Genomic DNA, 21,585 nt, shown 5'->3' on the forward strand with positions numbered 1-21,585 from the left:
AGCAATCCAGAAACGACAAGGCCAAGACTGGATTGCTTCGTCGCTTTGCTCCTCGCAATGACGACTGACTGTTACGGCGTCACTACTTCAACAACCGGAATCAAAGAATGAGCGACCGTCTTCTCGTCCTCGTGCGTCACGGCCAGAGCGAATGGAATCTGAAGAATCTTTTCACCGGCTGGAAGGACCCCGGCCTGACCGAACTCGGCGTCAAGGAAGCCGTCGCCGCTGGCCGCAAGCTGAAGGAACAGGGGCTGACGTTCGACGTCGCCTTCACCTCGGTGCTGACGCGCGCGCAGCACACGCTTGATCTCGCGCTTGAGGAAATGGGTCAGACCGGAATTCCGATCACGCGTCATCTTGCGCTGAACGAGCGCGATTACGGCGATCTGTCTGGCCTCAACAAGGATGACGCCCGCGCCAAGTGGGGCGAGGAGCAGGTGCTGATCTGGCGGAGGTCTTACGATGTGCCGCCTCCGGGTGGCGAAAGCCTCAAGGACACGCTGGCGCGCACGCTTCCCTACTATGTGCAGGAAATCCTGCCGTCGGTGCTGCGCGGCCAGCGCACGCTGGTGGCGGCGCACGGCAATTCGCTCCGTGCGCTGATCATGGTGCTGGAGAAGCTGACGCCGGATCAGATCCTGAAGCGCGAGCTCGGCACCGGCGCGCCGGTGGTCTACCGGCTCAACGCGGATGCCACGGTGGCGTCGGTCGTCGATCTGGCGTGATTCTTTCTTCACCCTCCCCTTGAGGGGGGAGGGTCGGCGCGAACAAAGTGAGCGACGGGGTGGGTGAAGATCGCGGGTGAATTGTTCACCCCATATTCGATGTCGTCCCCGCGAAGGCGGGGACCCATACTCCCTAGGCCATCGTTAAATCGCGATGGTCGAAAGCGACGACTTCAAGCATCGCGATCCAAGGTAAATTTTGGTGGTTATGGGTCCCCGCCTTCGCGGGGACGACGAAGCATATCATTGCCCCGCCGCCTGTCCGCTTTCCCAGCCGAGCATCGCGCGCTTGCGCGTGATGCCCCAGTGATAGCCGGTGAGCGCGCCGCTTTTGCCGATGACGCGATGGCACGGCACCACGAACGAGACCGGATTCCGGCCGACGGCGGCGCCGACGGCGCGTGATGCCTTCGGCGAGGAAATCTTGCACGCGACATCCCCGTACGTTGTGGCGCGGCCCATCGGAATCTTGAGCAGCGTTTCCCAGACCCGCACCTCGAAGTCGGTGCCGATCAGCACCACGCGCAGCGGCTGGTCCGCACGCCACTGCGAGGAATCGAAAATCCGTTTCGCGAACGGCGCGGTCTCGGCAAATGATTCGATATAGGTCGCAAGCGGCCAGCGTCGCTGCATGTCGGCCAGCGCCGGCATTTCCTCGCCCTCATCGGCGAACGCCAGACCGGCAAGGCCGCGCTCGCTGGCGATGACGATCGCCATCCCGAATGGCGAGGGGTGGAAGCCGTAACGCAGCGTCATGCCCTCGCCGCCCTTTTTCCATTCGCCCGGCGACATCGCCTCGTGGGTCACGAACAGATCATGCAGCCGTCCCGGGCCGGAGAGGCCGGAGTCATACGCCGCATCGAGCACGCTGGCGGAATCGCGCAGCAGGCGTTTGGCATGGTCGAGGGTCAGCGCCTGCATGAAGTCCTTCGGCGTCAGCCCGGCCCAGCGTCGGAACAGATGATGCAACTCGTCGGGCGTCAGATGCGCGGCGTCCGCCATCGCCTCGATGGTCGGCTGCGTGCGCCACTGCTCGGAAATGAATCCGATGGCGCGGCGCACCGAATCGTAGTCGCGCAACGCCGCGCCCTGCTTGGACGGTTTTGCGAGCCGCAGATCGGGGAGCATGGATTTCATCGCAGGCATTTTGGCGGTAGTCATCATGGCGGCGTCCGTTATGCGGTGTCCATCATGGTCTAGTGTCCTGAATCCGAAGTTCGCCTCATTCTGCAGCACGCTCCATAGCGAACTTCGGATTCAAAAGGACACTAGAAATTATGGTTCTCGTGTGGTTTTGATTCGCAAGTCCGCAAATGGACGTGCTGGGAAAATATTGCGGACTTGCGAACCACCACACGAGATGTAGGCCAGCTAGTGCTGGCGCAACCACCCGTTTCCGGATCAGGTCACCGGATTGTAGGTCGGTCCGCGTTTGGCGGCCTGGAGCGCCTCCCGTAACGCTATGGAAAAGCTGGCTTTTTCCTCCGGCCCGAGAAAGCTGCCGATGGAGAGGCGGCGGCCTCGGGAGACCAGATAGAGCTTCTCGATGCCGAACTCGGCGTGGGCCTTCTGCTCGAGCCGGACCCACAGCGGATTGAGCGTCCATTCGACGACATGGCCGCGATGGCTGACGCGGCGGACGCGAACTTCATACGGCGTGACGAGAATGTCCTCGGTGGCGGCGGCGCGGCGGAAGTTCACCTTGAACGCCCAGTAGACGATCAGGGCGTTGAGCGCGAAAAAAGCGAACACCGGCCACGCGCCCATCATCAGGAACATGACGCCCGCCGCGAAACTGACCATGGTGACAAATGCCATCAGCGCGATAAACCCGCTCCGGCTGAGCGAGCGATGCGGCGTCAGCCGCGCGCAGAACAGCGGCGTGTCCGCGATGGGTTGAGGATCGAACTCGTTGCGCTCATCCATGAGATTACTCTAGCGCATTTCGGGCATGATCGCTTCCGAAAACCGGTTTCCTCGTTTCAGGATCATGCCTATACCGGGATCATGGCGAAAAAGGCGATCACGTCCCGTTCGAAATCCCAGCCGAAGGCGCGTGCGGCTGTGCCGGTGAAGCGGACTCCCAAACCAGCGAAGCCGAAATCAATAAACTACAAGCCCTGGACCCATGCCGAAGTGGTCGAGGTCTTCAGCCGCTTTCGTGCGGCCAATCCCGAGCCGAAGGGCGAGCTGGAGCATCTCAATCCCTACACGCTTCTTGTGGCGGTCGCGCTGTCGGCGCAGGCGACCGACGTCGGCGTCAACAAGGCGACGCGTCATCTGTTTCCGGTCGCCGATACGCCCGAGAAAATGGTAGCGCTCGGCGAGGAGCGGGTGCGCGATTATATCAAGACCATCGGTCTTTATCGCACCAAGGCCAGGAATGTCATCGCGCTGTCGGAGCAGCTGATCGCGTTGCACGGGAGCGACGTGCCGCGCAGCCGCGAGGCGCTGGAAGCGTTGCCGGGCGTCGGCCGCAAGACCGCCAACGTGGTGCTCAACATCGCATTCGGCGAGTCGACGATTGCGGTGGACACCCATCTGTTTCGCGTCGGCAATCGCACGGGGCTCGCGCCCGGCAAGACGCCGCTCGCGGTCGAGCTGGGCTTGCTCAAGATCGTGCCGCCGGAGTTCGGGCGTCACGCGCATCACTGGCTGATCTTGCACGGGCGCTATACGTGCATCGCGCGCAAGCCGCGCTGCGAGGTGTGCCTGATCAACGATCTGTGCCGGTGGCCGGAGAAGACGGTGTAGACCTCATCTATCCGTCATTGCGAGGAGCGCAGCGACGAAGCAATCCAGCCCTTCCCGGGTAGCTCTGGATTGCTTCGCTTCGCTCGCAATGACGATGAACCCCGAGAAAACTGGGGGATATTTAAGCCGTCGGCACGCTCGTTCGTCGCACCGGCTCGATCAGTTCGGGCCGCGGGCCCGACAGCCGCTTGTGCATGTGGACCATGAAGGCCATGCCGAACAGCGGTGTTGCCAGATTGACGATCGGGATCGATACGAACGCGGCGATGAACAGTCCCGCCGCAAACACGGTGGCGCTGTTTTGTTTACGCATGATCTTGGCTTCCTCCGGCGTGCGGAAGCGCATCGCGGCGAGTTCGAAATACTCGCGGCCAAGCAGCCATGCAGTGGCAATGAAGAACACGATGAAGCCCGCGCCCGCGATCAGGACGAACGGCAGCGCGATCAGATAAACCAGAATCGTCAGCAGCGCGGTCTTTGAGCCTTCAGTGATGGCGCGTCCGACCGGCAGCGCCGTGCCCGGCCGCTCGGCCGGATAATGCTGGCGCTCGACGATGTCGGCGACGTCGTCGACGAACACGCTGGCGACCAGCGAGGTGATCGCAGGCATCAGGAACACCGCGCCGACGACAATGCCGAGCCCGGCGGCGATCGAGACGATCCACGCGAGGATGTTGATCAGCATGTGATAGTCGGAGCCGACCATGGTTTCCGCCCAGACCTCTCCCGATCCGGCGAGCCAGCTCAGCAGCCGCTGCAGCGCCACTGCAGCCGCGACGATCATCACCAATGCCAAGCCGACCGACTTCCACAGGATGGAGCGCATCGGCGGCGACAGGATCTGGGACAACGCCTTGAGTGCGGCGTCAAGCATGGGCCTTCCTCCAAAAAACTCCAAAAAACCTAGCGAGAGTTAGATATGAAGAAGGTGTTCGGCAAGTGGCGACCGCGTCATTGCGAGCGAAGCGAAGCAATCCACTCTTGGGCAGCAAGAACTGGATTGCTTCGTCGCAAGTGCTCCTCGCAATGACGACGGGCGGCTTTACCCGCTTCGTTCGAGATCGGACTCTCGATCAGGCCGCGAGGTCACGCGCCTTCCGGCGCCCCTGCGAAGCCTCCTCAAACGGCGCAACAGGCGCGAGCGGCGCTTCTGGCGTTTCGAAGATTCCCTCTGGAAAGGGATCAGCTTCGTCCGTCACCTCCGGGGACGGCTTTGTCGTGTCGGCCCAGTGCAGCGCCGTGTAGTCGAAGCCGCGGACGATGGTCGGCTTGACGATCTCGAAGTAGGGCGAGATGTCGAAGTCGCGCGGCATGTAGAGCGAGGAATCGCGGATGTGCAGGATTTCACGTCGCGCCTGGCGGCTCGCGGCCTGCGTGATCTTGGGCAGGATTGGATAGCGCACCGCGCCGAAGGCCTGCGCGATCAGCGCCGAGCAGATGATCTTGGTCGGATCGCCCGACCCCAGCGAGATCATGCGCCGCCGCCAGCGCTGCGGGACCGGCAGCGGGATGAGGTAGCGCATCAGGTCGAGAATATTCTTGGTGTCGTAGCCGAAGCCGATGCGGTTGATCGCATAACGGCACACCGTGGTGCGGTCCTCGTAGGACAATCCGACCGGGCGGCACAAACGAGTGTGATAGGGATAATATTTCGAGAGCGGCGCGGAGGTGACGCCTTCGCCGATATTGGCCTCGATCAGCACATGCGGCTCGCCATCGGGCTCGGTCGCGCCGTCGATCGGACCGACATAAAGCGCGGCATGAGACCACGTCGACTGCGTGAGATACTTGATGATGCCGGAGACGCGGTTGTTGCCTTCGACCAGCAGCACGTCGCCGGGCTCGACCAGTCCGCGCAGCCGCTCCGGATCGCTCGGCGTAAAGGGTTCATAGCCCGGAACCTCCTTCTGAAGGTATCCGGCGATGATCTTGCCGACGGTATCGAGCACGAAGCCCATGGTCCTCTCCCCAGGTCGCGGCACGTTCTGGCCGCTTTTGTCTTCCCTTATTGTTGTCGGAAGCGATTTCAATTTAGTTCATGCACAGAGCGGCGGAATAATCAAACATTCACCATGACCGTTGCCGCAAGGCTTCTGATGCGGCAAGTTCGCATGAAGTTCCCATTTTTGGTCGAATTTCGGAAACCATGACATGACAATTACCCGGCGCGATGTGTTGGCCGGCTCGGCAGCGCTGTCGCTGTCGCCGATCGTGTCGCGCGCATGGGCGGCTCCCGTGCCGCGCGATGCCGAGGTGGTGGTGATCGGCGCAGGCGCCGCCGGCATTGCCGCTGCGCGCCGCGTTGCCGCCGCCGGCCGCAAGGTGGTGGTGATCGAGGCGGCTTCCGCGATTGGCGGGCGTTGCGTCACCGACGCGACCGCGTTCGATGTGCCGTTCGACCGCGGTGCGCGCTGGCTTTACAACACCGAGACCAGTCCGATCGCGAAGCTGGCGCGCGGCGTCGGCATGGACCTGCTTCCTGCGCCGCGTGGTCAGCGCATCCGGATCGGCCGCCGCAACGCGCGCGCCGGCGAAGCTGAAGATTTTCTCGCCACGCTGGTGCGCGCCAACCGCGCGATGGGCGATGCCGTGCGCGGCAAGGCCGATATGCCGGCCGCAGCCGGGTTGCCGAAGGATCTGGGTGTGTGGGCGGGCACGACGGATTTCCTTCTCGGCGCTGCGGCCACCGGAAAGGATCTGAAGGATCTCTCCGCGCTCGATCTCGTGACGATGGCGCAGCGCGACGGGCCGTCGGCCTGCCGTCAGGGACTTGGCGCGCTGATCGCGAAGCTCGGCGAAGGACTCCCCGTTGTGCTGTCGACGCCAGTGACGCGCATCGTCTGGAGCGGACGGGACGCGCAGGTCGAAACATCGGGCGGCACCATCGCCGCCAAGGCCGTCATCATGACGGCGTCCACCAACGCGTTGTTGTCCGGCAAGATCAAGTTTGCGCCGGACCTGCCGAAGCGTCAGCAGGATGCGGCGTCGAAGCTCATGCTCGGCAGCTACGATCACATCGCGCTGGAGCTGCCGGGCAATCCGCTCGGCCTGTCGCGCGACGATATCGTGATCGAACAAAGCGCCGACCGCAGCACCGGCTTCCTGCTCGCCAATCTGGGCGGCTCGTCGCTGTGTCAGGTCGATGTCGCCGGTTCATTCGGCGCGGAATTGTCTGCACGCGGCGAAGCCGCGATGGTGGCATTCGCCACCGACTGGTTGACCAAACTGTTCGGCGCGGACGTCAGGAATATTGCGAAGCGCACCACTGCGACGCGCTGGAACGACATGCCTTATGTGTTCGGCGCGATGTCGGCGGCGGCGCCCGGTGGCCAGCCGGCGCGCAAGGTTCTGATGGAGCCGCTGGGCAGCCTGTTTTTTGCAGGCGACGCTGCGCATGACACCCAGTGGGGCACCGTCGGCGGTGCATGGGAATCCGGCGAGCGCGCGGCCGACGGGGCGTTGCGCAAGATCGGCGCGTTGAAGGATGCGCCGGTGGCTGAGAAATCCGGCAAGAAGCCAAAGCGCGCGCAGTCGCGCACGACGGCGAACCCGGCGTCTCCCGGCGGGCGCGGCCTGAACTGGCCGCGCAACTGAAACTTGCCCGCGCGACAGCGACGATCAGTGTATGACGGGCTGCCGTCTGGAAACGGTTTTGCAGCCGTGCCACATTCACCGCATGAAACGTCTTCGCATCGGCCGCGCTTGGCTCGACATGGTCGGGTCCGGCGACAGTGACAGGTATTTCGACGCGCTCGTCGACGACATCCATGATGATCTTGACCGGATCTGCGCGGCGCTGCTGACGGACCCGGCGGGCGTTGTGCTTGACGTTGGAGCCAATATCGGCACCACGCCCGCCGTGTTCAGCAAGCATGTCCCGAACGGACAGGTCTATGCGTTTGAGCCCGGGCCGAGCGTGTTCGCCGCGCTCAAGGCCAATGTCGCGCTGAACGGACTTAAAAATGTAAGCCCGCTGAATCTCGCGGTCGCGGCGAAGCCGGGCACGGTCAGATTTTTCGAAGACGCCGCCTACGGTCACATCACAACCGATGGCCGTGGTTGCGATGTCCCGGCGGTTTCGATCGATGACTTCGTGGCGTCGAGAGCGCTCAAGCGCGTCGATCTCATCAAAATCGATGTCGAAGGGTTCGAGAGCAGTGTTCTGGAGGGCGCGGCTCAGACAATCGAAAGGTTTGCTCCGATCATCCACATGGAGTTCAACCTGTGGTGTCTCATGGCGTACTCGAAAATCGATCCGATCGACTTCGCCGAGTCACTGGTCCGGAAATTCCGCTTCGTGTTCGCGATTGATCCCTTCTCGCCCGACCGGGCGCGAAGGATCGAGGCCGGTCAGGCCGCGCGCTTTGTGCACGACCGCATGGTCGCTCGCGGCTGCATCGATGACCTCGTCATGACAAACAACGAGCGGGTCGCCGAAATTCTCGAAGGTCTCGTCATTGTTCCGCCGGCGGACGAGATTGCTCCAGCGGAACATCATATCGGCTGGCGGCAGATCGCAACCTATGTCGGCCGGCGTCTCTCGCTTCACGCCCAAGCCTTGCTTGGGGGCCGAAACGCATCCTGATCGTCTGTTGCGACCAGCTGTTCCGTTAGCAATTTCAACCGTCATTGCGAGGAGCGTAAGCGACGAAGCAATCCAGTCTCTGGCTTTCTGGATTGCGCCTGTCATCGGGCGGCGCTTTGCGCCGACCCGTTGGCTCGCAATGACGAAACAGACAGTGCCAGTTAACCCCGCAGTACGCCGCCGGTCTTCTTGGTGACGTCGGCGACGATTTTTGAGGCGACCGCGTCGATCTCCTGATCGGTCAGGGTCTTTTCGCGCGGCTGCAGCGTGACCGCGATGGCGATGGACTTCTTCCCGTCGTCGATGCCCTTGCCTTCATAGACGTCGAATACGGTGACGCCGCTGATCAGCTTCTTGTCGGCAGCCTGTGCGGTGCGGACGATGTCGCCGGCCTTGACGCTGCGGTCGACGATGAAGGCGAAGTCGCGTGACACCGGCTGGAACGGCGACAGCTCCAGCAGCGACTTGGCGCGGGTCGGCTTGGCCTTGGCGTCGGGAATCCGCTCGAGAATGACTTCGAACGCCACCAGCGGACCGTCGGCTTTTAGCGCTTCCAGCGCGCGCGGATGCAATTCGCCGAAATAACCCAGCACGTTCTGCGGCCCGATCTGGATCGCGCCGGAGCGGCCGGGATGCAGCCATGCCGGGAAGTTCTTCGACTCACTGCTGGAGACGACCTGAAGCCCCTGCATCGGCGCGCCGGCCGCGGCCAGCACAGCGAGTGCATCAGCCTTGGCGTCGAGCGCATCGACAGTCGCCGAGCCGGACCAGTAACGGCCGGTGCCCTTTGCGGAGGCCAGCGCGCGGCGCACACCGCTCGCCGCCATGAACTGGTCTTCCGGACGGTCGCCCTTGAAGATCTGTCCGACCTCGAACAGCGCCACATCGGCGAAGCCGCGATCCGCATTGGCCTGCGCTGCTGCGACAAGTCCAGCGATCAGTGAAGGCCGCATATCGGAGAGATCCGATGCGATCGGATTGGCCAGCGTCAGTTCAGGTTGGCCGCCGCCGAACAGGTCAGCCTGCGTTTTGGAGACGAACGACCACGTGACGCCTTCGGTCATGCCGCGCGCCGCCAGCGCACGCTTGGCGCGGCGGGTGCGGAGCTGAAGCTGGGTCAGCACCGGCTTGCGCGGCGCGTCGCCGCGTTCGAACGGCGTCAGCGGCACGCTGTCGACGCCAACGATGCGCACGATCTCTTCGACGATGTCGGCCTTGCCGTGCACGTCGCTGCGCCATGACGGCACCGCGACCTTCACCACCGGGCCTGCGCCGGCGACCATGAAGCCGAGATGCGCGAGGATCCGCTTGATTTCGGGCAGCGGCACATCGATGCCGGCCAGCCGCTTCACTTCCGTAATCGGAAACTCGATGATGCGGTCGTCGCCATGCGCCCGGCCGGCAACGACGATCTCCGACGGCGAGCCGCCGCACAGATCCATCACCAGCTTGGTCGCCATCTCGAGGCCCGGCACCATGAAGGCCGGATCGACGCCGCGCTCGAAGCGATAGCGCGCATCGGAGTTGATGCCGAGCTTGCGGCCGGTCTGCGCGATGTTGATCTCGTTCCACAGCGCCGATTCGATCAGCACGTCGGTGGTGTTCTCGTCGCAGCCCGAGGCTTCGCCGCCCATGATGCCGGCGATGGATTCCACGCCGCGTTCGTCGGCGATCACGCAGATCGTGTCGTCCAGTGCGTAGGTCTTGCCGTCGAGTGCGACCACTGTTTCGTTGCGGGCGCGGCGCACGGTGAGGTTGCCCGTCACCTTTTTGGCGTCGAACACATGCAACGGCCGCGCGCGGTCGAAGGTCATGAAGTTGGTGATGTCGACCAGCGCATTGATCGGACGCAGACCGATCGAGGTCAGGCGCTGCTGCAGCCATTCCGGCGAAGGGCCGTTCTTGACGCCGCGCACCAGGCGCAGCGCGAAGCCCGGACACAGCTTCTCGTCTTCGATCTTGACCTGCACAGGGCAAGGGAATTCGCCCTTGACCTGCTTCGGGGCCGGGTCCTTGAACTTGCCCATGTCGGCGGCGGCGAGATCGCGCGCGATGCCGTGCACGCCGGTGCAGTCCTGACGATTGGGCGTCAGATTGATTTCGATCACCGCGTCGCCGAGGTTCGCCCACTGCGCATAAGGCGCGCCGAGCGGCGCATCCGCCGGCAATTCCATGATGCCGTCGTGATCTTCCGACAGTTGCAGTTCGGCGGCCGAACACAGCATGCCACGGCTTTCGACGCCGCGAATGGTGCCGATGCCGAGCGTAATGTCCTTGCCCGGAATGTAGGTGCCGGGCGGCGAGAACACGCTCACCAGTCCCGCGCGCGCATTGGGCGCGCCGCAGACCACCTGCACGGGTGCAGAGCCGTCTCCGGTGTCCACCATGCACACCCGCAGCCGGTCGGCATTGGGATGCTGTTCGGCGGAGATCACGCGCGCGATGGTGAACGGTGCCAGCGCCTTCGCCTTGTCGTCGAGATGTTCGACCTCAAGGCCGATCATGGTGAGCTTGTCGGCGATCTTTTCGAGCGGCTCGTCGGTGTCGAGATGCTCTTTCAGCCAGGAGAAGGTGAATTTCACGACGACAACCCTCCCGCCAGAGTCGGGACATCGAGCGGCTTGAAGCCGTAATGATTGATCCAGCGCGTATCGCTTTCGAACATCTGCCGCAGGTCGTTGATGCCGTATTTCAGCATCGCGATGCGGTCGATGCCCATGCCCCAGGCGAAGCCTTGATAAACGTCGGGATCAATGCCGCAGGCGCGCAGCACGTTCGGATGCACCATGCCGCAGCCGAGAATCTCCAGCCAGTCCTCGCCTTCGCCAAAGCGAATCTCGCCCTTGTCGCGGCGGCACTGGATATCGACCTCCAGCGACGGCTCGGTGAACGGGAAGAACGACGGACGGAATTTCATGTTGACGTTGTCGACTTCGAAGAACGCCTTGCAGAATTCCGCGAGAATCCATTTCAGGTGGCCGAGATGCGAGCCCTTGTCGATCACGAGGCCTTCGACCTGGTGGAATTGCGGCGTGTGGGTCGCGTCGCTGTCGATGCGGTAGGTGCGGCCCGGGCAGATCACGCGGATCGGCGGCTTCTGCGACAGCATGGTGCGGACCTGCACCGGCGAGGTGTGGGTGCGCAGCAAAAGTCGCGAACCGCCTGCCCCGGGCTCCGACCCGGGGTCTTCCTTAGCGTTGAAGAAGAACGTGTCGTGCATTTCCCGCGCCGGATGGCCTTCGGGGAAATTCAGCTTGGTGAAATTGTAGTCGTCGGTCTCGATGTCCGGACCTTCCGCGATGGAGAAGCCCATGTCGGCGAAGATCGCGGTGAGTTCGTCCATCACCTGGGTGAGCGGGTGAATGCGGCCCTGCTCGGTGGGCGTCTCGCGCGTGGGCAGCGTGACGTCGATGGTCTCGGAGGCGAGCCGCGCATCGAGGGCGGCGTTCTTCAGAATGTCGCGGCGCGCGGTGAGCGCTTCGGTGACCTTGTCCTTGGCGAGATTGATCTTCGCGCCTTCGGTCTTGCGCTCGTCCGGCGACATCTTGCCGAGCGTCGCGAGCAGCGCGGAAACCGAGCCTTTCTTGCCGAGCGCGCCGACGCGCACGGTTTCCAGCGCAGCTTCATCGGAAGCGGCGGCTATCGCGTCCAGAATTTCGGTTTCGAGTTTGGCGAGGTCGGACATTGGAAAAAGCCCCATCGGAACGGTTTCATCTAAACCGTCCGGCGGGGATCAATCAGCCCAGCCGAACGGAGCGGGGCGCTTACGCCCCGGTCGCATCGGCCTCGTCCAAGAAGGGCAAGCTTAAGCCGCGAGTGCGGCTTTGGCCTTTTCAGCAATCGCCTGGAACGCCGCCGGTTCGTGGATCGCGAGATCCGACAGCACCTTGCGGTCCACAACGACGCCCGACTTGGCGAGGCCGTTGATAAACACGCTGTAGGTCATGCCGAACGGACGCACAGCGGCGTTGAGACGCTGGATCCAGAGCGCGCGGAAGGTGCGCTTCTTCAGCTTGCGGGCGCGGAAGGCGTACTGGCCTGCCTTGTCCACGGCTGCCTTGGCGGCGCGGATGGTGTTCTTGCGGCGGCCGGAAAAACCCTTGGCGGCCTTGTAGACTTTCTTGTGCTTGGCGTGAGAGGTCACACCGCGTTTAACGCGAGACATGACGGAACTCCTTCAACTGAAAAAGTGAGAGACAGACGGCCGCGCGAACGCAGCCAGATGTGAGCTGGGCCGCGCGAACGCGGCCAGAGGATCAGGCGTTGGGCAGGAAGTACTGCTTGATGTTGTCGCCGTCCGTCTTGAACAGCACTCGCGTGCCGCGCAGCTGACGAATCTGCTTCTTTGTCCGCTTGATCATGCCGTGGCGCTTGCCTGCATGGGCGGACATCACCTTTCCGGTGCCGGTCACTTTGAAGCGCTTTTTGGCGCCCGACTTGGTCTTCAGCTTGGGCATTTGGCTCTCCTGTTGTCGCAAAACAAACGCGCCCCGAGAGGCGCTGTTGCGGCTGAAATGCTCGTTAGAGCGTTGATAATGCTCGATTTAATCCCGTATGGAGAAAATCAGCACTGGCGTCGCCACGGCAGCCCTTGATCAGCCGGGCGACGAAGGTTGCGCTTATGGCAGACGATCCACAGATTGGCAACGATTAACACCGGTTTGCGCTGTCGGCATTGGCGTTTCGTGCCAGCATTTCCGCCTGTTCCGGCTCCAAACTTTGGAGGCACCCCCGCCATGAAGGCCAGAGGTTTTGCTGTCCTTGCCCTGACGTCGCTCATTCCCGGATTTGCGGCGATTGAGCCTGCCCGGGCCGCCTCCTTCGACGGCCCCTGGACGGTGGTGATCGTCACCCAGTCGGGCAATTGCGATGCAGCCTACAGCTTTCCGCTGCGGGTCAGCGGCGGGCGGGTCGTCTCGACCGGCGGAGCCATCTTTAATGGGCGGATCAGCGGCGGAGGCGGCGTCAGCGTGGCGATTTCCAGCGGCGGCTCCTCCGGCCGGGCCAGCGGACGGCTGTCGGGGGCGTCCGGCTCCGGGCGATGGAGTGGCATCCTGAACGGTGCCCGGTGCAGCGGGCGCTGGGAAGCACACCGGTAATATATTATTGGAATAACTCAAGATTTTCGAAATATGCGGCTGCAATTACTGCGTTGCGCTGGAACTCCGGCCATAATCTAACTATATCCCTCTCAGCCTCCACCCAACGCGAGGGATACAGATGGCCGTGCGCGCCAAGACGATTGCTTTGTCCGTGAATCCTGCCGCCCGGCTGTTCGCCTTGGCTGCATTCGCCGCAGCCGCCCTGACAGCAGCTATCGTGCTGGCTGGTTCGGCCAAGGCCGGTTCCTCGTTCGATGGCGCCTGGAAGGTCACCATCATCACCCAGTCCGGCAATTGCGATCCGGCCTACAGCTATCCCGTGAAGGTCGTCGGCGGCCGCGTCAGCTATTCCGGTGACGGCAGCTTCGATATTTCCGGTCACGTCGGCGATGCCGGCGCGGTCAGCGTCGCCATTGCGCGCGGCGACCAGAAGGCCAGTGCCAGCGGCAAGCTGTCGGCCAATTCCGGCTCCGGCCAGTGGAGCGGCAAGTCGTCGAGCATGTCCTGCTCCGGGCGCTGGGAAGCGACGCGCGCGTAATTCTTCAGCGAAGTTCACCGCATGAAAAAGCGCCGCAGATCGCGGCGCTTTTTTATTTGGGCTACTCAACTCGCAAGCGCTCCCCGCAATGACGATCCAGTTCTGATCACGCGCCTTTGTGCTTCGATTGCCGCGACAGGATCGCGGCCAGCATCAACCCGCCGATCACGCTGATATGCTCGACCACGAAAAAGAATTCGAGTTGCGCGATGTGGCCTTTCTGATTCCAGAAGTCGTGGGCGATCGGAATCGTCAGCAGCGTAAAGACAGCGAGCGCGCCCGTGGCCACCCAGACGTGACGGTTGGCGATGATCAGCAGCGCGCCAGTGAGCTGGGTGACGAGCACCAGTGCGTTGACGAACGCCGGCGGGCTGAGGCCGAAATGCGCCATCTCCGCAGCGCCGCCCGAAAAATCGATCAGCTTGGACAGGCCGCTCGCCCAGAACGGAAATGTCAGAACGATACGCGCGAACAGCGCGAAATAAGACCAGTCGAGAATGCGGGCGATCCATGAGGGCATCGAATTTTCCTGAAACCGGATGAAGGCAAGCCGAAGAAAAACAAACCAAACAAAAACGGCCCGTCAGTTATCCTGACGGGCCGTCTGTTTCAATGAGATCACGATCAATCTGCAACAGTCTTCCCGACCGCGCAGCTCCCGTCGCGTCTTAACGCGGCGCCAGCACCATGACGACCTGACGGCCCTCAAAACGCGCGTCCTGTTCGACCTTCGCGACGTCGGCGACGGCGGCCTTCACCTTGTCGAGCAGCTTGGTGCCGATTTCCTGATGCGCCATTTCACGGCCGCGATAGCGCAGCGTGATCTTGACCTTGTCGCCTTCCTCGAAGAACCGCAGCATCGCGCGCATCTTCACGTCGTAGTCGTGATCGTCGATCATCGGGCGGAGCTTGATCTCCTTGATCTCGACGATCTTCTGCTTCTTGCGGGCTTCGGCGGCTTTCTTCTGCGCCGAATACTTGAACTTCCCGTAGTCCATGATCTTGCAGACGGGAGGATTGGTGTTCGGCGAAATCTCGACCAGATCCATGCCGGCCTCCATCGCCATCTTGACCGCGATCGCCGTCTCGACGGTGCCGTGGTTAAGGCCGGTTTGGTCGATCAGCTGAATGGTGAGATTGCGGATTTCATCGTTGGTGCGCGGCCCGTCTTTTGCGGCGGCGGGCGGGGCTCTGTTGGGACGGCGAATGGGTAAATCTCCGGTGTTGTGAACGAAGCAATCATTTTGAAGGATTAAGGGCCGCCGGGCAAGCGCGAGCAGGCTTTCGCATGCATTTTCCGGCGCCGCCGCAGGACATCGGGATCGGCCATAAAACCGTAAAATGCCTGACAAGTGACCCGGCCCCGGCGCGTTCCGCAGCCCGCTCCACATAGAGGTCCGGCGTCCGGTTCGCAAGCGTTACGAGCCACTTGAAGCGGCCGCGTTGACGGACGGCGCCATCGGCCGTCATAAACAGCAGGAACGGGGCAATTCTTCATGACGCATATATCGGACAGTTCCGCGGCGCCGGAGCTCAGCTTTATTGAGGTTGGCGATAGCGGGGCCAAACGGCGGATTGCCGTGCGCAAACGCACCGGCGAGGGGCCCGGCGTGTTCTGGCTCGGCGGGTTCAATTCCGACATGAAGGGAACCAAGGCGCAGGCGCTCGATGAGTGGGCGGCCGGACAGCGCCGCGCCTGCGTGCGGTTCGATTATTCCGGGCACGGCGAATCCTCAGGCAGCTTCGCCGACGGAACCATCGGGCAGTGGCACGAGGAAAGCCTCAGGGTGTTTGATACGTTCTGCGAAGGTCCGCAGATCGTCGTCGGCTCGTCGATGGGCGGCTGGATGGCCCTGTTGCTGGCGCGCGCTCTTGCGAAGCGGGGGAAAGCCGTGTCGCGCGCGACGCTCAAAGGTCTGGTGCTGATCGCGCCCGCGCCGGATTTCACCGAAGACCTGATGTGGAAAGGTTTTTCGCAGGAGATCCGCGACGAGATCATGACCAAGGGCGTCTGGCATCGGCCTTCCGACTACGGCGAGGCGTATCCGATCACCCGCAACCTGATCGAGGAGGGCCGCAACCATCTGCTGCTCGGCGGCACCATCGATGTCGGATGTCCGGTTCGTATTCTGCAGGGCGCGCAGGACCCCGACGTGCCGTGGCGTCACGCCTTCGCGCTGACGCACTGCCTGCCGAGCGACGACGTGGTGCTGACGCTGGTACAGGACGGAGATCATCGTCTGTCGCGGCCGCAGGATATTGCGCGCATGCTGGGCGCGGTGAGCGAACTGGCGGCGGCGTGATCCCGAACCGGTTTTCGGATCAGGTCACGCCGATACAAATATCTGCGGGAGAAACCGATGCAGACCGACAAACTCCTCCACGATTTCTGCCGCGCCGTCGAACAGCGCAACGGCAAGGCCCTCGCGGCCTTGTTCACGGAAGACGGCGTCTACCACGACGTGTTCTACGGCGCGTTCGAAGGCCGCGAGAACATCGCGGAACTGATCGACGACTGGTTCTATCGCACGGCGACGGACTTCCGCTGGGACATGCACGATCCGGTCAGTGACGGGCGAAAGCTCTATGCGCGCTATACCTTCAGTTATCGCTCGCTGTTGCCCGAAGCGAAAGGTGCGCGCGCGATGTTCGAGGGCGTCGCAATCATGAAACTGCGCGACGGGCTGATCGTCGAATACGGCGAGGTCGCAAATGTCGCGACCGGGTTTCTGGACATGAATTTCGCGCCGGAGCGCATCGCGAAGATTTTCGCCAGGCAGAATGCAGCGCTCAAGGCGCGGCCGGAGATGGCGCGGCACATCGCGGATTGAGCGACCGACAACAGTTCTGCGTCATTGCGAGCGAAGCGAAGCAATCCAGTCTTGGAAGCAGACAGAGCTGGATTGCTTCGTCGCAAAATGCTCCTCGCAATGACGAATTAGTTAGTTGCCGCCGCCCACTCGCTCCGCACATCCTCATCCGATTCATCGGAACGCGCGGCGAGTTCGGAAAATTCCGCATGCGGCAGCAGCCGTGACAGTGCCCACACCGCAGCGCCCCGCACCAGCGGATTTGCGTCATCGAGCAGGCGGCGCGCTTCAGGGATCAGCGCCGCATCGTTGCTGTTGCCAATGGCGGTGAGCACGTTGCGCATGAAACGATCGCGGCCGATCCGCTTGACCGGCGATTTGGTGAACAGCGTGCGGAACGCCGGATCGTCGAGCCGCGCCAACTCGGCGAGCGACGGACCGCGCAGTTCATCGCGTGCCGCGAGCCTCAGTTCGTGGCCCTCCTGCGCGAACTTGTTCCACGGACAGACGCTCAGACAATCGTCGCAGCCGTAGATGCGATTGCCGATGGCTTCGCGATGCTCGCGCGGAATCGCGCCCTTGTGCTCGATGGTCAGATACGAAATGCACTTGCGCGCATCGAGCCGATACGGCGCGGGGAAGGCGCTGGTCGGGCAGATGTCGAGACAGGCCTGGCACGATCCGCAGTGATCCACGTCGGCGTCGTCGCGCGGCAACTCCAGCGTGGTGAAGATCGCGCCGAGAAACAGCCACGAGCCGTATTCGCGCGAGACGAGATTGGTGTGCTTGCCCTGCCAGCCGAGACCGGCCGCATGGGCCAGCGGCTTCTCCATCACCGCGGCGGTATCGACAAACACCTTCACATCGCCGCCGGCGGTGGCGAGCAGCCAGCGCGCCAGCGTCTTCAGCCGCTTCTTGATCAGGTCGTGATAGTCGTCGCCGCGCGCATACACCGAAATCGCGCCGCGTGTTTTCTGCTCCAGCAGCGCCAGCGGATTTTCATCCGGGCCGTAGTTCATCCCCAGCATCACGACCGAGCGCACGTCGCTCCATAGCACCTTGGGGCTGGCGCGGCGCGCGGGCTCGTTGGCGAGCCAGCCCATGTCGCCGTGCGAACCCGCATCGAGAAAATTCTGCAGCCGGTCGTGCGCGCCTTCAATGGCGCCGGGATCGGTGATGCCGATGGTGCCAAAGCCGATGGCGCGGGCCTGTTCGATCAGCGCGGCCTTGACCGCGGCTGAATCGACATGGCTTGCGTCGACAAGAGTTGTGTTGGTCAGAAGTCGAGATCCACGTAGTGGGCCGACGCCGGGACGCCCGCCATCCACTCGCTCAGCAACGGGCGGAACGACGGGCGGGACTTGATCCGCACGTACCACGCCTTGGCTGCGTCGTCCTCGTTCCATGGCACATCGCCCAGATAGTCCAGCGCCGACAGGTGGGCTGCGGCGGCCAGATCGGCATAGGTGAGCTGATCGCCGGCGAGAAAATTCCGCGTCCGCGCCAGCCAGCCGATATAGGCCAGATGATAGCGCACATTTGCCTTGGCGGCGCGCAGAACATCGGTCGACGGCGGCCCGCCGCCATGCTCGGGTTTCATGAACCGCTTGTAGATGCGCTCAGAGACCAGCGGGTTGCTGGCCTCCTCGAAAAACTTGTCGTTGAACCACGACATCAGACGCCGCACCTCGATGCGGTCGTTCATCGCGCGCGGCAGCAACCGGTGATCGGCCAATGGCGCGCCGTGAATCTCGTCGAGGAATTCCGCGGCGAGACCGGCGCCGGGCATGGCGGGTGTGCCCTCGGCAATCAGCACCGGCGTATCGCCGGCCGGATTCAGCGCCAGAAAGGCTTCGCGGCGATCCCAGACCAGTTCTTCCACAAGCCGCGTGTCGAGTCCGTGTTCGCCGAGCGCGAGGCGCACGAAGCGCGACCGCGGGCAAAACGGATGATGAAAAAGTGTGAACATGTGGCCAGTGATAGTCCGGTTAGGTTTAACAAAGGGTCTCGAATGGCGGTTAACGCGCCAGTACCGCCTATTGGACGTTCCTGTATCGTAAGCTGCGAGTCAGGCTCAGGAACGTCCAATAGAAAGCGGTACTGGAATTATAAGCTTACGAGTACCCATAACTTTCCGAAGTTCGTGAAAGGTGGTTGCGGAAACGGATCACGAACTTCGGAAAGTGGGTACTCGCCGACAAAGCCTGATAAGCAGGCAACCGCCATTTGCCAATACTCTATTTCACGGATTTGGCGTTGCGGCGACTTTCCGAATGGGCGACAACGACGCCGCTCGCGGGGCCCTCATCCACAGCGGATCGCTTTCATGTCATTCGATCTTTTCAAGGCTTTCATCCTCGGCATCGTCGAGGGTCTGACCGAGTTCCTGCCGGTGTCTTCGACCGGGCATCTCCTTCTGCTGGAGCGGTTTTTCGGTTTCGATGACGATGCGTTCGGCAAGACCTTCGTGGTGCTGATCCAGCTTGGCGCGATTCTCGCCATCCTCTCGGTCTATTTTGCGAAATTGTGGCGAATCGCGCTCGGCATGTTTTCCGATCCGGCGGCGCAGCGGTTCGTGATCGGCGTGCTGATCGCGTTTTTGCCGGCCGCCATCATCGGTGCGATTGCGCACTCCTTCATCAAGGAGGTGTTGTTCAATCCGTGGGTGGTCTGTTTCACGCTGATCGCCGGCGGCGCCGTGCTGCTGTGGGTCGATCAGCAGGATCTGCGCCCGCGCTTTCACGACGCCACAACATTTCCGTTGCCGATGTATCTCGGCATCGGTCTGGCGCAGTGCCTGGCGATGATTCCCGGCGTCTCGCGCTCGGGGGCGACCATCGTGTCGGCGATGCTGTTTGGATCGGACAAGCGGGCGGCGGCGGAGTTTTCGTTCTTTCTCGCGATCCCGACCATGACGGGCGCGTTCGCTTACGATCTCTACAAGAATCACGGGCAGATGACGGCGAACAACACGCTGCTGGTCGCGATGGGATTCATCACCTCGTTCGTGGCGGCGATCATCGTGGTGAAGACGCTGCTCGATTATGTGTCGCGCAGCGGCTTTGCGCTGTTCGCATGGTGGCGCGTGATCGTCGGCACGCTTGGACTGATCGGTTTGGCGCTGGGGAAGTAGTCACGCGGAGTTACCGGGAATTCTCTTTCGTCATTGCGAGCGAAGCGAAGCAATCCAGAGCTACAAGCAAGAACTGGATTGCTTCGTCGCAATTGCTCCTCGCAATGACGGCGAGTTGTCTCACATGCCCGAATCTTCACGTATCCTTGTGCGCGAACTGTCCGGTCTTGCGGTAGCGCCACAGATAGGACGGCGCGACGGCTGCGAGCGAATCCGGCGTGATCCCCAAACCTTCCAGCGTCAGTCCTGCGGACTTCGCCGCATCCGACACCACGTTGTCGCTGCGCAGCAGCTCGACCTGATCCGGGGTCAGCTTGAGATCGCCCGGCGCGAACTGCAGGAAGTACGACTGGATTTTCGCGAGCGGGAACGGCAGCGACATCAGCATGCTGTTGCGCTGGGTGATCTTCACAATGAGTTCGATGATTTCCCGCATCGTCATGACCTCGGGTCCGCCGAGCTCATAGGTCGCGCCCGGCCGGGTCTTGCCGACGACCGCATTGGCGACGGCGGTGGCGACGTCGCCGACATAGACCGGCTGCATCCTGGTCAGGCCGCCACCGATCAGGGGCAGCATCGGCGAAATGCGCGCCAGTCCCGCAAAGCGGTTGGTGAACTGATCCTCCGGGCCGAACACCACCGAGGGACGGAAGATCGTGGCCGATGGCGACGCCGCCAGCACGGCGGCTTCGCCGGCTGCCTTGGCGCGGGCATAGCCAGATGCCGAATTCGCATCGGCGCCGATCGCCGAGACATGCACCACGCGCGCGCCGATCTCGGCTGCCGCGCGCGCCACAGTGTCCGCGCCCTTGGCCTGAACCGCATCGAAGGTCTGCGCGCCGCCCTCGGCGAGAATTCCCACCAGATTGACGATGATGCTGGCGCCGCGCGCCGCGGCCTGCACCGAAGCCGGGTAGCGCAGGTTGGCCTGTACCGCATGAATCTGGCCGACCCGGCCCAGCGGCTGCAGGTGCCCGGCCAATTCGGGACGGCGAACGCCGACCCTGATGCGATATTCGCGCTTGGCCAGCTCCCGGATCACGTGCCGGCCGAGAAAACCCGATCCTCCGAAGACCGTGACAAGCGTATCGATAGGGGCTGACATGCGTGGTTCCTGCGCAAAATAAACGAAGCGGGAGGGCGGTCCCGCCGATTTCCGCGATACGCCATCATCCGCGCGCTGTACAGGTCATTCCGGCGGCATCGTAGCGTTTTCGAGCGAAGCGGGGCCCGGTTCGCGTCAAGAAAACGCGTCAAGGAAAGACCAATTTGACAAGCGCGCGCCCTGTCCTTAGTAACCGCGTCAATGCCCAGGTGGCGGAATTGGTAGACGCGCTGGCTTCAGGTGCCAGTGGCTTAACGGCCGTGAAGGTTCGAGTCCTTTCCTGGGCACCACAAATTTGGAAGTGGCCTCCTCCCCGGAGGTCAGGTTTTCCGAAACGGTGCACCCTCATCGCCATCTTCAGTGGTGCTTTTGTGAAAAAATCAGCCCTTGTTCTGATCGCCATGCTGTTGCCAGCTACGTCCGTGTTGGCCATGGACGCCCGGTTCGCAGCGAGCCTGAAGAAGCTCGACCCGCAAACCCGGCTCGAGCAGGTCTGCGATCTCGAAGCGATGAGCCGCATCGCGAGGGATGCGAAACTGTACCGCCCCGACCGCGCCAAGACCGACGTGCTATCCCATCCGCTTCACGCCGGCCATACCGTCACGGGCAAGGGCGGCGCGTTCCGCAGCAAGGGACGCTGGTACTCGTTTTCCTTTACCTGTAAGGGCACGCCCGACCACATGAAGGTGCTGTCGTTCAGCTACAAGATCGGCGAGCCGATCCCTGAATCGAAGTGGGCGGCGTTGGGCCTGTGGCGCTGAAGGCGTCATTCCCCTCGTCGGCAGGGGATTTGGGCGATAGTTTAAGGCCCATCGATTCGAACAATCTGC

23 protein-coding genes and 1 tRNA gene are annotated in these 21,585 nt (G+C 62.7%); 11 read left to right on the forward strand and 13 right to left on the reverse strand.

Features of this window, described 5'->3' with window-relative positions; genetic code table 11:
• Window positions 1–107: 107 nt before the first annotated feature.
• Entirely contained in the window at window positions 108–728 is a 621-nt protein-coding gene (locus YH63_RS07710; protein WP_046828106.1) for a 2,3-bisphosphoglycerate-dependent phosphoglycerate mutase, read from the forward strand.
• A 243-nt stretch (window positions 729–971) separates the two neighbouring features.
• On the opposite strand, the gene YH63_RS07715 is transcribed toward YH63_RS07710, so the two are convergent.
• Together YH63_RS07715 and YH63_RS07720 are read right to left on the reverse strand one after the other, a co-directional pair.
• Window positions 972–1,892, reverse strand: coding sequence for a methylated-DNA--[protein]-cysteine S-methyltransferase (locus tag YH63_RS07715; RefSeq protein WP_046828105.1), 921 nt, complete (start codon window positions 1,890–1,892; stop codon window positions 972–974).
• 237 nt (window positions 1,893–2,129) lie between these two features.
• Window positions 2,130–2,654, reverse strand: coding sequence for a DUF2244 domain-containing protein (locus tag YH63_RS07720; protein ID WP_046828104.1), 525 nt, complete (start codon window positions 2,652–2,654; stop codon window positions 2,130–2,132).
• A gap of 81 nt (window positions 2,655–2,735) precedes the next feature.
• Between YH63_RS07720 and nth the strand changes: the two genes are divergently transcribed.
• Window positions 2,736–3,482, forward strand: coding sequence for an endonuclease III (gene nth, locus YH63_RS07725; protein ID WP_046828103.1), 747 nt, complete (start codon window positions 2,736–2,738; stop codon window positions 3,480–3,482).
• Window positions 3,483–3,603: 121 nt separating this feature from the next.
• Here nth and YH63_RS07730 read toward each other — a convergent pair whose 3' ends face one another.
• On the reverse strand, window positions 3,604–4,356 hold the full coding sequence (locus YH63_RS07730; RefSeq protein ID WP_046828102.1) for a sulfate transporter family protein: 753 nt from the start codon (window positions 4,354–4,356) through the stop codon (window positions 3,604–3,606).
• 199 nt (window positions 4,357–4,555) lie between these two features.
• Entirely contained in the window at window positions 4,556–5,440 is an 885-nt protein-coding gene (locus YH63_RS07735; protein ID WP_046828101.1) for a YiiX/YebB-like N1pC/P60 family cysteine hydrolase, read from the reverse strand.
• Window positions 5,441–5,633: 193 nt separating this feature from the next.
• Here YH63_RS07735 and YH63_RS07740 point away from each other — a divergent pair, with 193 nt between their 5' ends.
• Both YH63_RS07740 and YH63_RS07745 read left to right on the forward strand, forming a co-directional pair.
• Window positions 5,634–7,076 (forward strand): flavin monoamine oxidase family protein, encoded by a 1,443-nt coding sequence (locus YH63_RS07740; protein ID WP_046828100.1) that lies wholly within the window; start codon window positions 5,634–5,636, stop codon window positions 7,074–7,076.
• A gap of 82 nt (window positions 7,077–7,158) precedes the next feature.
• Complete coding sequence (locus YH63_RS07745; protein WP_170978671.1) at window positions 7,159–8,067, forward strand: FkbM family methyltransferase; 909 nt, start codon at window positions 7,159–7,161, stop codon at window positions 8,065–8,067.
• 161 nt (window positions 8,068–8,228) lie between these two features.
• On the opposite strand, the gene pheT is transcribed toward YH63_RS07745, so the two are convergent.
• From pheT to rpmI, 4 genes are all read right to left on the reverse strand, one after another.
• The gene (pheT, locus tag YH63_RS07750; RefSeq protein WP_046828099.1) at window positions 8,229–10,649 is read right to left on the reverse strand and encodes a phenylalanine--tRNA ligase subunit beta; all 2,421 of its coding nucleotides are present in this window, start codon (window positions 10,647–10,649) and stop codon (window positions 8,229–8,231) included.
• A complete protein-coding gene (gene pheS, locus YH63_RS07755) occupies window positions 10,646–11,752 on the reverse strand; it encodes a phenylalanine--tRNA ligase subunit alpha (RefSeq protein ID WP_046828098.1) in 1,107 nt (368 codons plus the stop codon). The genes pheT and pheS overlap by 4 nt, the downstream gene beginning before the upstream one ends.
• A gap of 120 nt (window positions 11,753–11,872) precedes the next feature.
• Entirely contained in the window at window positions 11,873–12,232 is a 360-nt protein-coding gene (gene rplT / locus YH63_RS07760) for a 50S ribosomal protein L20 (protein WP_024576740.1), read from the reverse strand.
• Between the two features lie 91 nt (window positions 12,233–12,323).
• Window positions 12,324–12,524, reverse strand: a complete 201-nt coding sequence (rpmI, locus tag YH63_RS07765; RefSeq protein WP_011661951.1) for a 50S ribosomal protein L35 — start codon at window positions 12,522–12,524, stop codon at window positions 12,324–12,326.
• A 279-nt stretch (window positions 12,525–12,803) separates the two neighbouring features.
• On the opposite strand from rpmI, the gene YH63_RS07770 reads away from it, so the two are divergent.
• Window positions 12,804–13,166 (forward strand): hypothetical protein, encoded by a 363-nt coding sequence (locus YH63_RS07770; protein ID WP_046828097.1) that lies wholly within the window; start codon window positions 12,804–12,806, stop codon window positions 13,164–13,166.
• Window positions 13,167–13,287: 121 nt separating this feature from the next.
• The gene (locus YH63_RS07775) at window positions 13,288–13,707 is read left to right on the forward strand and encodes a hypothetical protein (RefSeq protein ID WP_046828096.1); all 420 of its coding nucleotides are present in this window, start codon (window positions 13,288–13,290) and stop codon (window positions 13,705–13,707) included.
• Window positions 13,708–13,813: 106 nt separating this feature from the next.
• Here YH63_RS07775 and YH63_RS07780 read toward each other — a convergent pair whose 3' ends face one another.
• Both YH63_RS07780 and infC read right to left on the reverse strand, forming a co-directional pair.
• Window positions 13,814–14,227, reverse strand: coding sequence for a DoxX family protein (locus YH63_RS07780; RefSeq protein WP_046828095.1), 414 nt, complete (start codon window positions 14,225–14,227; stop codon window positions 13,814–13,816).
• A gap of 148 nt (window positions 14,228–14,375) precedes the next feature.
• Entirely contained in the window at window positions 14,376–14,915 is a 540-nt protein-coding gene (gene infC, locus YH63_RS07785; RefSeq protein WP_137325297.1) for a translation initiation factor IF-3, read from the reverse strand.
• Window positions 14,916–15,203: 288 nt separating this feature from the next.
• Between infC and YH63_RS07790 the strand changes: the two genes are divergently transcribed.
• Both YH63_RS07790 and YH63_RS07795 read left to right on the forward strand, forming a co-directional pair.
• Entirely contained in the window at window positions 15,204–16,010 is an 807-nt protein-coding gene (locus tag YH63_RS07790) for an alpha/beta hydrolase (protein ID WP_046828094.1), read from the forward strand.
• A gap of 57 nt (window positions 16,011–16,067) precedes the next feature.
• Window positions 16,068–16,538, forward strand: a complete 471-nt coding sequence (locus YH63_RS07795) for a nuclear transport factor 2 family protein (RefSeq protein ID WP_046828093.1) — start codon at window positions 16,068–16,070, stop codon at window positions 16,536–16,538.
• Window positions 16,539–16,645: 107 nt separating this feature from the next.
• Here the strand turns inward: YH63_RS07795 and queG are convergent, their stop codons facing one another.
• Together queG and YH63_RS07805 are read right to left on the reverse strand one after the other, a co-directional pair.
• A complete protein-coding gene (gene queG / locus YH63_RS07800) occupies window positions 16,646–17,845 on the reverse strand; it encodes a tRNA epoxyqueuosine(34) reductase QueG (RefSeq protein WP_083992608.1) in 1,200 nt (399 codons plus the stop codon).
• Window positions 17,794–18,486, reverse strand: coding sequence for a glutathione S-transferase family protein (locus tag YH63_RS07805; protein ID WP_046828092.1), 693 nt, complete (start codon window positions 18,484–18,486; stop codon window positions 17,794–17,796). The genes queG and YH63_RS07805 overlap by 52 nt, the downstream gene beginning before the upstream one ends.
• Before the next feature lie 357 nt (window positions 18,487–18,843).
• Here YH63_RS07805 and YH63_RS07810 point away from each other — a divergent pair, with 357 nt between their 5' ends.
• Complete coding sequence (locus YH63_RS07810) at window positions 18,844–19,650, forward strand: undecaprenyl-diphosphate phosphatase (RefSeq protein WP_046828091.1); 807 nt, start codon at window positions 18,844–18,846, stop codon at window positions 19,648–19,650.
• A gap of 136 nt (window positions 19,651–19,786) precedes the next feature.
• Here the strand turns inward: YH63_RS07810 and YH63_RS07820 are convergent, their stop codons facing one another.
• The gene (locus tag YH63_RS07820; protein WP_046828090.1) at window positions 19,787–20,755 is read right to left on the reverse strand and encodes a complex I NDUFA9 subunit family protein; all 969 of its coding nucleotides are present in this window, start codon (window positions 20,753–20,755) and stop codon (window positions 19,787–19,789) included.
• A gap of 203 nt (window positions 20,756–20,958) precedes the next feature.
• Here YH63_RS07820 and YH63_RS07825 point away from each other — a divergent pair.
• Window positions 20,959–21,045 (forward strand) — tRNA-Leu (locus tag YH63_RS07825).
• Between the two features lie 81 nt (window positions 21,046–21,126).
• Window positions 21,127–21,516, forward strand: coding sequence for a DUF930 domain-containing protein (locus tag YH63_RS07830; RefSeq protein WP_046828089.1), 390 nt, complete (start codon window positions 21,127–21,129; stop codon window positions 21,514–21,516).
• The last annotated feature ends 69 nt before the right edge of the window (window positions 21,517–21,585 follow it).

Source organism: Afipia massiliensis (genome assembly GCF_001006325.2).
Classification (GTDB): Bacteria; Pseudomonadota; Alphaproteobacteria; order Rhizobiales; family Xanthobacteraceae; genus Afipia; species Afipia massiliensis_A.

Excerpts from the sequence above, each read along its gene's own strand:
- YH63_RS07710 (WP_046828106.1), top strand. The coding sequence starts at position 108 with ATGAGCGACCGTCTTCTCGTCCTCGTGCGTCACGGCCAGAGCGAATGG.
- YH63_RS07715 (WP_046828105.1), bottom strand. The coding sequence starts at position 1,892 with ATGATGACTACCGCCAAAATGCCTGCGATGAAATCCATGCTCCCCGAT.
- YH63_RS07720 (WP_046828104.1), bottom strand. The coding sequence starts at position 2,654 with ATGGATGAGCGCAACGAGTTCGATCCTCAACCCATCGCGGACACGCCG.
- nth (WP_046828103.1), top strand. The coding sequence starts at position 2,736 with ATGGCGAAAAAGGCGATCACGTCCCGTTCGAAATCCCAGCCGAAGGCG.
- YH63_RS07730 (WP_046828102.1), bottom strand. The coding sequence starts at position 4,356 with ATGCTTGACGCCGCACTCAAGGCGTTGTCCCAGATCCTGTCGCCGCCG.
- YH63_RS07735 (WP_046828101.1), bottom strand. The coding sequence starts at position 5,440 with ATGGGCTTCGTGCTCGATACCGTCGGCAAGATCATCGCCGGATACCTT.
- YH63_RS07740 (WP_046828100.1), top strand. The coding sequence starts at position 5,634 with ATGACAATTACCCGGCGCGATGTGTTGGCCGGCTCGGCAGCGCTGTCG.
- YH63_RS07745 (WP_170978671.1), top strand. The coding sequence starts at position 7,159 with ATGAAACGTCTTCGCATCGGCCGCGCTTGGCTCGACATGGTCGGGTCC.
- pheS (WP_046828098.1), bottom strand. The coding sequence starts at position 11,752 with ATGTCCGACCTCGCCAAACTCGAAACCGAAATTCTGGACGCGATAGCC.
- rplT (WP_024576740.1), bottom strand. The coding sequence starts at position 12,232 with ATGTCTCGCGTTAAACGCGGTGTGACCTCTCACGCCAAGCACAAGAAA.
- rpmI (WP_011661951.1), bottom strand. The coding sequence starts at position 12,524 with ATGCCCAAGCTGAAGACCAAGTCGGGCGCCAAAAAGCGCTTCAAAGTG.
- YH63_RS07770 (WP_046828097.1), top strand. The coding sequence starts at position 12,804 with ATGAAGGCCAGAGGTTTTGCTGTCCTTGCCCTGACGTCGCTCATTCCC.
- YH63_RS07775 (WP_046828096.1), top strand. The coding sequence starts at position 13,288 with ATGGCCGTGCGCGCCAAGACGATTGCTTTGTCCGTGAATCCTGCCGCC.
- YH63_RS07780 (WP_046828095.1), bottom strand. The coding sequence starts at position 14,227 with ATGCCCTCATGGATCGCCCGCATTCTCGACTGGTCTTATTTCGCGCTG.
- YH63_RS07790 (WP_046828094.1), top strand. The coding sequence starts at position 15,204 with ATGACGCATATATCGGACAGTTCCGCGGCGCCGGAGCTCAGCTTTATT.
- YH63_RS07795 (WP_046828093.1), top strand. The coding sequence starts at position 16,068 with ATGCAGACCGACAAACTCCTCCACGATTTCTGCCGCGCCGTCGAACAG.
- YH63_RS07805 (WP_046828092.1), bottom strand. The coding sequence starts at position 18,486 with ATGTTCACACTTTTTCATCATCCGTTTTGCCCGCGGTCGCGCTTCGTG.
- YH63_RS07810 (WP_046828091.1), top strand. The coding sequence starts at position 18,844 with ATGTCATTCGATCTTTTCAAGGCTTTCATCCTCGGCATCGTCGAGGGT.
- YH63_RS07820 (WP_046828090.1), bottom strand. The coding sequence starts at position 20,755 with ATGTCAGCCCCTATCGATACGCTTGTCACGGTCTTCGGAGGATCGGGT.